This is a genomic window from Bradyrhizobium sp. USDA3010 (genome assembly GCF_056429065.1).
The window spans coordinates 1-11,677 of record NZ_JBWJZD010000085.1 but is presented as its reverse complement, the minus strand read 5'-3'; the positions used below and the strand labels follow the sequence as shown (position 1 = coordinate 11,677).

Below are 11,677 nucleotides of genomic sequence, written 5' to 3'. Positions count from 1 at the left end.
CGCGTTGCAAAGTACCGGTCGTCAGGCGGTGAAAAGCCGAAGGCAATCCTGTGCGCCTCGTCAGAGCAGATGTACGGCCGCATCAATCGGGCCCAAAAGCCGCACTCTCACGAATAGGACGGGCTAGGTTGCGCACCTCATTGATACCGGCCAAGGCATCGGCCAACTTGGTTTCGAACTCCGACATGGTTGCCTCAAGCGCATCCGGATGCATGCCGTCGAGCTGGATGCGATTGAAGTAGTTCTGGCATGCCACATCCTGGGTGTTGCTCTTGTAGCTCTGGGCCTTCGTGCGGTCGAAGACCGATACGAGGTGAGCCTTCCCATGCTTGTTGGCGAACTGGCGCAGGTAGCACTGTGGCACGTAGTGCTGCTTTATTGGCCGATTTCGAGTTTTTCCCACGCAAGCGTTCGCCCGCCAGTGGCCATATTGTTTCCCCGACTTGGCTTGTTTGTGCAAACGCAACCCGCGACATCCAAATACTCGGACGACCAGCCAAGATGACAAACCCAGCGGCGCTGTTGAATGTTCGCTAGTGCCGCTTCTGCGATGCCGCAGTTAGGGCGAGCAGGGTATGAACCTAATTTGACGTCGACAGCTTAGCCCAACCAGATGTAGGAGTATCAGATCAAGTCACGAATCTAGAATTCGTTCGTTTGGCATGCACGACAATAAACCGGCCCTCAACCCACGCCGCGGATGGCAGCCAGGACTGCTCCGCGAGATTGTGCTTGCGACAGCTAGCAAGATGTTGAGTCATGGAATTCCGGCTCCGCCACTCGAAGTCGTTGCGGGTCGGAGCGAAGAGATCATTATTGAAGCCTTTGCGGAAGCAATTGCCGCGGGCCACGACGATACTGATACTTTGATCGCGAATATTCGGGTCGCGACGGTTTCTTGAGCGATTCGGTGACGACCTCTTCCTCGCAACCGAGCAGGCAGATGATCCGCTCCTTGCAAAACTTGCCGCATATCTCGCGTTGGAAGGATCCGATGGGTACAACGAAATCAACTATCAGTGTGCTTGGGGGCGCAAGGTAGCCCGGATTGGGGGAGGTTGTGGGGCGTCAAATAGAAGATCCGGGATCTCACACCGGCTTTCGTGCTGAAAGTCCGTATGAAGGGTGATTTCCGATGGCTGGCGGTTGAGTGCCATGCTCCCAACCGCGCGCTCCCCGAGGACCTGCACACGCGAGTTCGAGCCCGAACAATGGTTGTCCCTGGTATTCCTGTCCTCGCCTTTTCGCCGACCGATGTTGAGATAGACGCGTCCGCCTGTGTTGAGGAGATCGGTTACACAGCGTCGGTTCTCGCACAGGAACTGCTCGCGATGCACGGAATGAACCGCCACTGCGGCGGGATTTTCGTCCACGCAGCTAGCGATCATCTTAGACGGCTATCCTCACGTCTGCTCGCTCTCGCGGTCCAGTTCCGGCTGCCGTCGGCGGTCGGAGGTCTTCGGATCCCCCACGTCGGCCTGGTCGTCGGTCAACACCGGCGGTGCCGTGGGGCGCGGCGGCAGTGGCCGTGAACTCCAATCGTCGGGTCGGTTGTCCTTGGGTTTGATCAGCGCCGGCGGCGCAAGTATGCGCTCCTGAAGGCGTTTGTCTTCGTAGTAGCGCGCCTTCTTGGCCCGGATCGGATGGAGGCCCGACATCATGACGATCTCATCTGCTGGCGGAAGCTGCATCATCTCGCCGGGTGTCAGCAGCGGGCGGGCCGTCTCCGATCGCGACACCATGAGGTGTCCGAGCCAAGGTGCCAGCCGGCTGCCGGCATAGTTCTTCATCGCTTTCATCTCGGTCGCCATGTCCAATGCGTCAGACACCCGCTTCGCGGTCCTTTCGTCATTGGTCGCGAAGCCGACCCGGATGTGACAATTGTCGAGGATCGAGTTGTTTGGGCCATAGGCCTTCTCGATCTGGTTCAGCGACTGGGCGATCAGGAAGCTCTTGATGCCGTAGCCGGCCATGAAGGCGAACGCGGACTCAAAGAAGTCGAGCCGGCCGAGTGCAGGGAATTCGTCGAGCATCAGCAGGAGCCGGCGCCGGTCGGCCTTGGCCTGGAGATCCTCGGTCAATCGGCGGCCGATCTGGTTGAGGATCAACCGGATCAGCGGCTTGGTGCGGTTGATATCCGATGGCGGCACCACGAGATACAGCGTGGTTGCTCGCTCTCCCCCGACGATGTCGGTAAAACGATCGGTCCTGCCGCCGCGACACCCCCCGTAAGCGCCTCGGCGACGGTGGCTTCATGCAATGGGCGCAATGACGGAATATCCGCATAGTGACGAGCGGCGATCTCCGGCGTGTGGCCGACGGCAAAGCGCGCCATGTGCCCGTCGGTCTTGAGATACCAGAGCGCCTTATGTGTCTTGCGAAGCCGAGAGAGAATGAGGTGAAGCGGACCGCCATCGTCGTCGATGATGCCATGTCCAGCGACCCAGTTATCCACCAACTGGTGCGGCTGATCGATGCCGGACCGAAACTGTCCTCGTCCTTTATAGTGATAGACCCAGAGAGACTCGACCGGAAGCGCCTGGTGAAGCCTGTCACTTCGATTAGCTTGCGGATCAGTCCGCCAGGCGTGCCGAGGCCGCCATCACGAACTCGCAGACGCTTCTGCTCGGCGCCACGCGCGCGACGCTTTATGTAGCTGATCTCGATCGTGCCGGGTCCGGGGTTCTGTAAACAGTCGATGGTCAGCGTCTTGCAGCATTCGATCTCGAGCCCTGTGTCCAATGACAGGAACGTCAGCAAGGGCGGCAGATCGGATGCGAGCAAATGATGGCGGTTATGGACGTCCTCGGAAAAGCTGGAAACCGACAGGCCACGTCGCAGGCGCATGAAGTACAGGCGTTTGAAGGCGAGGTCGGAGTGATCGATCTTGCCTTCTGCGGCAATCCTGGCTTCAACATCGGCAACCGCACTGCGGAGGTTGGAATCAGCCGCTTCGTCGAGCGGGCGGCCGATACGCCGGAAGATTTTGCCGATATCGGCCCGAGCCGCGTCACGTAGCTGACGAGCGACGAACGGGCTATATGCGTCGCGGGGCTGCGAACGACCTGCGGATTGCGCGCTCGTGTAGAGGTCGAATTGAATGGAAACCCGGCGGTGCTCCGTCGCAAGATTGATGCCTCATCTCAGTCCTCGATGGAAATATTCGGTGGTCGCTATGCGCAGGCCGCGACAGCACCGATCGAAGCGTGGAATCGATACCCCTACGCCCGCCAGAAGAACCAAGAGAGCTTTTCCCAAGCGATCTTCCGCCTGCTCAACATGCCGGATGTCGCGGTTGAAGGAACATCGAACCTTACCATCCATCAAGTCTTGCGGCTCTTGTACGCCGATCAGCTTTCGCCAACCGATAGCCTATTTCGATTCGAAGGGTATGATCCGGAAAATTTGCGCGAGGCGGTCGGAAATCTTCTGTGCGGAGCCTTCGACACCGAAATTTACGAGCCTCAGCAGCTGAAGAAAGTAAAAGAGCGCGACTTCACCGAGGCATCAGCCGAGCTGCGCAGTATATTTCGCGTCGTCGGAGGTGGTGACGAAAATATGAACCTCAACTGGATCGAGCAACGAAGCAAGAGCCGGATTGAGGAACGCGGTGCTCTGACTTCTCAACTGTCGGTCGCCGAGGAGGCATTCTATGCCAACCGATCATCAGACCGGATCACCCTTCAGGCGCAGAAGGACCTCTACCGGGAGGTCCAAAAGCTTCAAGAAAACATTTCGGGACAAGCAGTCTGAGGTGGATGCCATAGAGTTCGAGATCTCGGACTCCTCTGCTTTCATCAACACGCTGCAAGCTCGCCTCGAAGCCTTGAGAGATGCGGACCTTGCTGCTGAAGTTGTGCGTACGATCCATTTTGGTACCTGCCCTGCGTGCTACGCCGAGATCCTAGAGCAGAGTGACGAAGTCGCGGCGTGTTATCTTTGCAAGACGCCGCTCGATTCCGAGCGCGCGCGTGATCGGGTCGTAGGACTCATCAACGAGCTTTCGATCCAAATCAAACAATCCGAGCGTTTGCAGGACATCAGAGCAGAACGTCTCAAGCTTCATCAAGCTCAGCTAAGATCGCTGCAGAGCATTTGGCGCCTGAAATCGAAGGAGCTTGCAGACCTAAGCGCCATACCGACATCGAAGGCCCGTGAAGAGATACGCGAGCTCCAGCGCAAGCTCGGTTACATAGATAAGTCTATCGAAGACATCGAAAGACAGGTCAGACTAGCTAACAAGATTGGGGACCTATCCGCAAAGAAAGAAAAGCTGGATGAAGAAATTCAGACGCTTGGGGCTCGCATCAGCGCACTGCAGCTCAGTCAGACCGATCGCCTGCGGACTGCGAAGGCAAGCATTGAGAAGAACATAATCAAGATCCTCCGTGGAGATTTGAAGCGCCAAGATTCTTTCGGTGACCCCAAACGTGTCGAGTTCTCTTTCGCCAGGAACTCCATCACGGTGGACGATCACACCTACTTCTCGGCCAGCTCTCGCGTGGTCTTAAAGACTGCCTTCCTTATGGGCTTCCTGAGCGCGGCTCTTGCTGATCCGATGTTCCGCCACCCCCGCTTCCTCATGATTGACATTACGGAGGACAAGGGAATGGAGCAGGAACGCAGCCATAATTTCCAGAGGCAAGTCATCGAGATTTCTGCGACAGCCCCCGTCGAACACCAGATCATTCTCGCCACAGCCATGCCGTGGCAGAACATTGCCCCGAGCCTGTTCGTCGGAAAGTTTTCTACCCTCCAACAAGGAACGCTAAATTTTCTAGCACGGAAAGAAGCAAAGCAGTGAAGCCGGTGCGTCAGCGGCGAAAGCACAGCCTCTTGAGATCACCGGCTAAACTCGAGAGAAGACCTAGCGCGCTTGCCTTCATGAAGGTTATTCGGAAACGAACCTTGAGCCGCAGCTCTGGACGAAGTAGCGCAGGCGTTTGCTGGGAGCCGCCGTGCGCCGCCGATTTGGGATCGCCGATGTTGACCTTCAACTCGGAGACAAGGAGATCGGCAAAGCCGGCGTCGGAAAAATCAAACCGAGGCCAGGAGATCAGACAAAGTCTTTGCGGTCGTCAGTGAGCCGCAGGTCGATGGACCGTAAGCCACTCACGACGTGCGTCCGCGCATCGGATTTATGATCTTAGCTCCGGTGAAATCTCTCTCGTTGTCCGTTACGACGGTACATTCGTTGGCTGCCGCAACCGCTGCGATGATCATCTCGAGCCCGCTGCGCGGCTGTCCGGCGATTTTGCCCTCCGCCATCAGGCGCGCCCAGATGAGCCCGGCCTTCTCATCGAATGGCAGAATGCGGCCCGCGAACAAGGCCTGGGGTCCCTCCGGACCGGAGAACCATGCATCGAGAGCGTCCCGCTTCTTCCCGCGTGGCTTTTCAAGGATCCCGCGCCGGATTTCCGCGATCGTTAGTGATGCGATGAATAGATCCTCGTCTCGCTGTGCTGCCATCCAGGCCAACAGTGACTCGGACGGCTGCGGCTTGACGACGTTACTGATGATGTTGGTGTCGAGAAGATAGCGCGTCACAGATCGACCTTGCGCCCTTCTTCGCGCGGGCGCGTCAGGTCGAGATCGGCACCGACCAGTGGCGAGCGACGCAATGCGTTCAAGATGCCACCGGGCTTGGAGGGTGAGACGGCCTGTTGAACCGTGCGCCGGAGATTACCAGCTTCCGGCCCTTCCTCAGTCAGCTTGCGCGCAAGCGCTCTGATGAGGTCGCGATCGGCCTCGAGGGCTTGGAGTTCGAACCGCACAATGCCGCGCTTCGTCAGCCGGGATCGGTAATTTTCGATCGCCCTTTTCTGTGCGCTCTTCCTCACTGATCGCCTCCATATTATATCCGGTTATATATCCGAATATTCGGCTCGCGGCAAGGCCCCGGCTCGCTTGATTATGAAGATTCATATGCGCGATGCGCAGCTCGTGCGAGCCCTCGGGTAGCTCCGGCAGCTCGCAGACGATCCTGTGCAGCAGCACCGAAAGTTCGGCGCGGCTCAATCTCAGCAGTTCGGATTGCGAAATCACTCTCATTATTTCCTCCATCGTTCCAGGCCGCGACCGCCGCGGCCTTCGTGAGGACCGGTTGGCAACCTGGCGGGCGCGCTGCACCGCTCGCGGCTGCAACGTCAGTGGAGGAATGCTGTGCATTTGCGGCCCAGCGCCCCGCAGGATGCGAGGACTGAACAAGAAGGAAGCTCGGTGCTTGCTGCCTTGAATGGAGGAAATGTGAAGTGAAGGAGTTTCCGATCTAAGACGGCAAATTACCCACCACAGATCGCACTTGATGCGGCTGCCTCGCGCGGTAGTGTGACGGCTTGCCCCGTACCTGCAGAGGTGCTGTCAATGACCGAAATCTTCGTGATCGACGCGAGCAAACTTCTGCCGGGCGACATCGTGCTTTCGACCGGCAAGAATAAGGTGAGCTGGATGATCCGCGCAGCAACCGCCGGAGACTACAGCCACGCGGCCCTGCACGTTGCGCACGGCATTGCCGTAGAAGCGAATGATCCGGGTGTTGTCCCGATCTTCCTGCCCGCCGTCAGCTACGAAGCAAACACAAAGGTCCATGTGCGGCGCGCTCCCGGGCTGACCACAGACCAACAATCGCAACTTGCCGATTTCGTCTGGGAGCTCTTGTATCGCCCTTACTCGACACGCGGCGCTATCGCCACCGTATGGCAGAGCCTGCGCCAGCAATCTGACCGGGGTTATTTCTGCTCTCAACTGGCGGCAGCGGCGTACGAGAGCATAGGCACCCCTATCGCGAACCGCGAGGCGGCGCGCTGCAAGCCGAGCGACCTCGACGATTCAGACCGCCTCGTCGAGGTTCCGGACGCAATACAGAGCGTCAAGAAGGATGTTTACGATGCCACAACTACGATAATGGGAGGCGCATCTGAGACGTTTGTCAAAGTGGGTGGATTTGGAGAGAAGTTTCTGATCGACGTTTGCCTGAAATACCTTCCCAAGGAATTCGCGCAGCCGTTCAACCTGTACGACCTGTTGCGGCAGTTCTTCGACGGCACCGTAGACATCGAGAAAGTCGGTAAGCCGTGTGATGCGTTTGCGGCGAAGGCCATCACCGACCTTATCAGGCTGCGTCCACTGACGCCGTGCCCCGGTATCAGCGTTGCTACGTACCTGGCTGACTCCGACAAGCGGCTTCCTACGGTGTTCACGAAGGAAGGCGATATCCTATGGGATCGCAAAGCGGGCTTTGACTATCATAAGCAGTTCATCACGCATTTATTCACGGCATCCAACTGGGAGATCAATCATTGGTTTCACGAACATGAACGCATGTTGCAGAAAGCAGACGAGCTTGGCTCCGAGAGCCTCAAAGCCATGGCGATGTGGATAGGTCATGCAGTTGCTTTGAAATACAAGTACGCCGCAATTGTCAGGAATTCCAAGCAGCCTGGCTTCCTGCCGCGCAGCACGATCGAGCAATACAAGAATGACCTGCGAAAAGCGTACGGGCGTCAATCATCTCGCGATCCAGATAAGTGACGCCCGTCTTCGTGTTGGTCAATGCAGCGTCTGGACGCCCGACGATTCTCCGTCCGCTACCTGGCTGGCCGTCGGAGAGCACTTCGAGCACCATCTGATAGAACTGCTCGTATTCACCGCCTTCAGATGCGTTCAGATACAGTACCGCCAGCGAGGCGGCGATCAGGATGTTGCCCGTCATTTGGACCAATTCGCTCGCGGCCTTCGCAGGGCATCTTCCGTGAGGTTCAACGCGTCGGCTTCCCGCAAGAGGTGGACGACGTGCCGATAGACTTCGCCGAATGGTATGCAGTGAACCTCATGCATAAAGCGCATGAGCATCGCTGCTCTCAGTGGTCCGAAATCGTACTTGGGAATGTACTCTTCCCCGTACTCTTCCTTGTGAAATGTGACCTGAGCCCCTGAACTTCCTCCAGAATTGGGTAGAGTCCGTCACCTTGAGGGAGACGGAGATGAAGCAGTCGAGGTTCACGGAAGAGCGGATCATTGCGATCCTGCGGGAGCAGGAAGCGGGGTCGAAGACGGGAGATGTTTGCCGCAAGCACGGGATCAGCAGCGCGACGTTCTACAAATGGAAGGCCAAGTATGGTGGCCTGGACGTATCAGAAGCTCGGCGCCTGAAGGTCCTTGCCGACGAGAATGCGAAGCTGAAGAAACTGTTGGCCGAGGCGATGCTCGATAACGCCATGCTAAAGGACCTCAATTCAAAAAAATGGTCACGCCCGTCGCCAGACGGCAGGCTGTGGCTCACCTTTGTTCAAGTTTTCAGGTCAGTCAGCGGCGGGCGTGTGAAGTGATTGGGGCTGATCGGTCCACGGTTCGCTATCTCAGTCTTCGATCTGACGATACGACCATTCGCGTCCGCCTGCGCGATTTGGCGTCGGTACGCCGGCGCTTTGGCTATCGCCGTCTGCTTCTCATGCTCCGCAGTGAAGGCGTGCTTATCAACCACAAGAAGCCGAGGAGGCTGTATGCCGAGGAGCGGCTGCAGGTTCGCCGTCGAGGTGGACGTAAGAGAGCTCTCGGAACACGGGTTCCAGTGGAGTTGCCGCAGGGACCGAACCAGCGCTGGTCACTGGATTTCGTCAGCGACACGCTGACCGACAGCCGGACGCTTTCGTATCCTGGCTGTCGTTGATGACTTCACCCGGGAATTCATCGCATTGGTGGCCGACACGTCGTTGTCGGGGATCGGGGTGGGTCGTGAGCTCGATGCCGCGATCGCCCGACGAGGCCGCCCAACGATGATCGTCAGCGACAATGGGACCGAGCTCACCAGCATGGCCATCCTGCGTTGGTCGCAGCTCACCCGGATCGAGTGGCACTACATCGCGCCAGGCAAGCCGCAGCAAAATTCCTTCGTAGAAAGCTTCAATGGACGACTGCGCGACGAGCTGTTGAACGAGACGCTGTTCTCGTCAATCGATCATGCTCGGGAGCTGCTTGCCGAATGGCAGGACGATTACAACACCGTGCGTCCGCACAGCGGGATCGGCAACCTGCCGCCATCAACTTACGCCAGGCTAACAGCGCCCGACATGCAACGGGACGGGACGCTGCGCCGTGTCGAGGGCTCCGCGCCCCATCCCGTTGCATCACCGAGCGACACAGGCTCAAATGACCAAAGGATTCTTCCCATCGCTGGATGATCTTTGGGGCTCAGGCCACTTCGAAGGACACCTTTCTACAACTGGCTGGAAGACTGCATACGATGAACTGTACGAAACGTTGCAGGCGTCGGACGCAGCCCAAGAATACCTAATGTTGTTTTTGGAACGCTCCTATCTCAAGCACTACGAGGAGTATTCCAAAAAGCGGCCGTCCGTTGAGGAGGCCGAAGTCTGGATGGGTCAGAACAATGCCGATTACGGCTTGCTCGTCACGCCACGATTTGAAAACGGAGACTGGGAAAACGATAAGAGTGAGATCAGGCATTTCAATGCCGGGCTACTGGACCGTTGGTCACGCAATGGAAACGGGACTAGTAATACCGGGAAAGAACAAGAAAAAAACCTTCACCGACGTTGATGATCTCTTGGACTTTTAGAGGATATCATCGTTCGACATAGCGGCTCAGAATATCAGGTTGATATCGCGGCACGGTATAGCGCCTTCGTTCGCGGATCAGCGCACCCGCTCAAGGTGCCGCTTTTGATTCCCGAGCTTCGCTTTGAGGGACGCGCGAAGGCGCACAAGTATCGGTTGGATTTTTGCATTATCGACGGATCAACGATGCAGAAAACAGGCTTCGAGCTGTCGCCTTGGTCCAGTCATGGCAAGCTGACGGCGACAAAAGGCAAGCTTCAAAAGGACATCAACGCGGAGGCAAGTGCGAATTTCGACAAGGAAATGGCCAAGCATAAGGCCTATTTCAAAAAGCATGGCATCTTTGCCTCGATCTTCACCGATGCCGATCTGAAGGATATGGACAAGGTATGGGCCTACATTGCCGACTTCCTTGAACCAAAGGAGGTGATGGCGCAGATGAATCTTCACCTCCGGAATAATTTCTTTAAGAATAAGAAGAAGCCACGTAAGCCGTAACGGACTCGCATTTAGCCGCTTAGGCCGCCGTTTGCCGCGCCGATTTCGGAAGGCTAGGGCATTTCGATGCCCATTCGGGGCCAATCAAGTGGGTAACCGAAACCACGAGCTCGGGAGGCACGCGCATCCTTGCGACCGTCAGTGCTTTCACCAAAGCATCGACCTGCCCGCCCCCTCCCAGACCGTCGGCAACTAAATCGTGGATCAGAAGCTCTGCGGTGCACAGCACCGGAAGTTTAGGAAAGGAGGTTCGGCAGATCGCTCTCGCCTTCCGCTCGTCGATGAGAGCGATACCGGATATTTCATGGGCGCATGCGATTGTAGCGGCCTCGCCGTCGTCGAGTGTGACTGCGGTTGAACCTTCGATCAGAGACTCGTAAATCCGCAGTCCAGTGGATTGCATCGATAACGTTCGAACAAATCCGGTATCAATGAGCTCATGCAGGCGGTCGTAGTCGCGGTGACCCTTTGTCGATCCGTTCGCGAGCTCGGCTGACGCGTTCTCCGTTACAAAAAACGGGCTTCCGAGCGCCTTGATGATATCAGCAGCGCGGTCCGTCGCATTCAAATTGATGACAACGGTTGCGTCTGCGATAAGTGCTATGTGCGGACTAAGGGGAAAGCTTGACGAGTTCATTCGCTTCGCTTTCTTCAGTTTCCACACCATCAAGAAGCACTCTCACCTCGTGACGATCAAGATGGAGCAGGCGCGCGAGCTGACCCTCGCTGTAGATCTCCTTTTTCGATGCCTCTCGCGCAAGCAGGGCGAGCCTGGGCGGCACAGGTCCTTGCGCGCGAGCGGAATAGGTCTTGCGGTCCGGTAGTTCGCCCAAGACCTGACGAACTTGGTCGTCGGTAATCCCGCCATTAGCCGTGAACCAATCCCAGGTGCCCTCACGCGCGAGTTTCAGCCGCTCCAGCCGCCGGACAATAGCTTCTCGTGAGACATGCAAAGCGTGAGCGAGAAGGATGATGTGACGCCGCGTCAAATGAGACTGACCAGCCGTAATCTCCGCGAAACGCTGCCGGACGGCCCGCGCGGGCATGGTGAAGGAACGCTGGAAGCAATTGGCATATCGCTCCTCCCGCGACGTAAAACGCTCATCGTCCGTCAGGACTTCGGGCTGACGCCTCGTCGAGATTAGATGCGCGGCCTCATGCGCTCCGGTTTGGTTCAGGCGTTCCGGCGGATGATTGGAGTTGAGCAGAATGCAAGCCCCAGCCGCCTCGTCGAAAGCGAACAGGCCCGATACCTTGCCATCGAGCGGTCGCACGTAAACACGGACGCCGAGTTGCAAATCCAGGATCGAAACAATGTCGGTGATTGGGCCGGGTCCAAGTCCAAGCCAGTCACGTAACTCCTGAGCATCCTGCTCCGCCTGTGCGCGCACGTCTCCAGGCAATATGGGGCGCTCAGGCGGATAGTTTCGGGTTCGGTTCACACCGAGCGCGTTTTCCAGCTCCAGTTCCGCGCGGACTAGCCCGTCTTATTCATCAGCGGCTTGTTGAGAGGCTGGCGAGCGTGGCGTAAGCCGCTGAGGTGGCGTAGGATTCGGTTGCTGACACCCACCCTCCGCGCATCCGGGCCGCCACACTCGCCATG

Annotated in this window: 12 protein-coding genes and 2 pseudogenes; 8 read left to right on the top strand and 6 right to left on the bottom strand. The window is 57.5% G+C overall.

Going from position 1 to position 11,677, the window contains the following annotated elements; all coding sequences use genetic code 11:
* Window positions 1-82: 82 nt before the first annotated feature.
* The gene (locus tag AC066Y_RS42345) at window positions 83-466 is read right to left on the bottom strand and encodes a DUF4238 domain-containing protein (protein ID WP_478279017.1); all 384 of its coding nucleotides are present in this window, start codon (window positions 464-466) and stop codon (window positions 83-85) included.
* Window positions 467-662: 196 nt separating this feature from the next.
* Here AC066Y_RS42345 and AC066Y_RS42340 point away from each other — a divergent pair, with 196 nt between their 5' ends.
* Window positions 663-902 (top strand): hypothetical protein, encoded by a 240-nt coding sequence (locus AC066Y_RS42340; RefSeq protein WP_478279016.1) that lies wholly within the window; start codon window positions 663-665, stop codon window positions 900-902.
* 513 nt (window positions 903-1,415) lie between these two features.
* On the opposite strand, the pseudogene AC066Y_RS42335 reads toward AC066Y_RS42340, so the two are convergent.
* Window positions 1,416-2,201, bottom strand: a pseudogene (locus tag AC066Y_RS42335) (type IV secretory system conjugative DNA transfer family protein); the annotation flags it as partial.
* 583 nt (window positions 2,202-2,784) lie between these two features.
* Here AC066Y_RS42335 and AC066Y_RS42330 point away from each other — a divergent pair.
* From AC066Y_RS42330 to AC066Y_RS42320, 3 genes are all read left to right on the top strand, one after another.
* A complete protein-coding gene (locus tag AC066Y_RS42330) occupies window positions 2,785-3,018 on the top strand; it encodes a hypothetical protein (RefSeq protein WP_478279015.1) in 234 nt (77 codons plus the stop codon).
* Window positions 3,019-3,096: 78 nt separating this feature from the next.
* Entirely contained in the window at window positions 3,097-3,753 is a 657-nt protein-coding gene (locus AC066Y_RS42325) for a hypothetical protein (protein ID WP_478279014.1), read from the top strand.
* A gap of 1 nt (window position 3,754) precedes the next feature.
* Window positions 3,755-4,804, top strand: coding sequence for a hypothetical protein (locus tag AC066Y_RS42320; RefSeq protein ID WP_478279013.1), 1,050 nt, complete (start codon window positions 3,755-3,757; stop codon window positions 4,802-4,804).
* A 308-nt stretch (window positions 4,805-5,112) separates the two neighbouring features.
* On the opposite strand, the gene AC066Y_RS42315 is transcribed toward AC066Y_RS42320, so the two are convergent.
* Window positions 5,113-5,547: a PIN domain-containing protein gene (locus tag AC066Y_RS42315; RefSeq protein WP_478279012.1), complete on the bottom strand. Its 435-nt coding sequence runs from the start codon at window positions 5,545-5,547 to the stop codon at window positions 5,113-5,115.
* Window positions 5,544-5,840: a hypothetical protein gene (locus AC066Y_RS42310; RefSeq protein WP_478279011.1), complete on the bottom strand. Its 297-nt coding sequence runs from the start codon at window positions 5,838-5,840 to the stop codon at window positions 5,544-5,546. The genes AC066Y_RS42315 and AC066Y_RS42310 overlap by 4 nt, the downstream gene beginning before the upstream one ends.
* A gap of 523 nt (window positions 5,841-6,363) precedes the next feature.
* Here AC066Y_RS42310 and AC066Y_RS42305 point away from each other — a divergent pair.
* The 4 genes and pseudogenes from AC066Y_RS42305 (at window position 6,364) to AC066Y_RS42290 (ending at window position 10,074) form a co-directional block, all read left to right on the top strand.
* Complete coding sequence (locus AC066Y_RS42305) at window positions 6,364-7,530, top strand: YiiX/YebB-like N1pC/P60 family cysteine hydrolase (RefSeq protein ID WP_478279010.1); 1,167 nt, start codon at window positions 6,364-6,366, stop codon at window positions 7,528-7,530.
* A 452-nt stretch (window positions 7,531-7,982) separates the two neighbouring features.
* Window positions 7,983-9,179 (top strand): annotated as a pseudogene (locus tag AC066Y_RS42300) (IS3 family transposase).
* Window positions 9,148-9,558: a hypothetical protein gene (locus tag AC066Y_RS42295; protein ID WP_478279009.1), complete on the top strand. Its 411-nt coding sequence runs from the start codon at window positions 9,148-9,150 to the stop codon at window positions 9,556-9,558. The pseudogene AC066Y_RS42300 and the gene AC066Y_RS42295 overlap by 32 nt, the downstream one beginning before the upstream one ends.
* Window positions 9,559-9,762: 204 nt before the next feature.
* The gene (locus AC066Y_RS42290) at window positions 9,763-10,074 is read left to right on the top strand and encodes a hypothetical protein (protein ID WP_478279008.1); all 312 of its coding nucleotides are present in this window, start codon (window positions 9,763-9,765) and stop codon (window positions 10,072-10,074) included.
* Between the two features lie 19 nt (window positions 10,075-10,093).
* Here AC066Y_RS42290 and AC066Y_RS42285 read toward each other — a convergent pair whose 3' ends face one another.
* Both AC066Y_RS42285 and AC066Y_RS42280 read right to left on the bottom strand, forming a co-directional pair.
* Window positions 10,094-10,711, bottom strand: a complete 618-nt coding sequence (locus AC066Y_RS42285) for a PIN domain-containing protein (protein WP_478279007.1) — start codon at window positions 10,709-10,711, stop codon at window positions 10,094-10,096.
* Window positions 10,686-11,465, bottom strand: a complete 780-nt coding sequence (locus tag AC066Y_RS42280) for an ImmA/IrrE family metallo-endopeptidase (RefSeq protein WP_478279006.1) — start codon at window positions 11,463-11,465, stop codon at window positions 10,686-10,688. Before AC066Y_RS42280 ends, AC066Y_RS42285 begins: the two co-directional genes overlap by 26 nt.
* Window positions 11,466-11,677 lie beyond the last annotated feature (212 nt).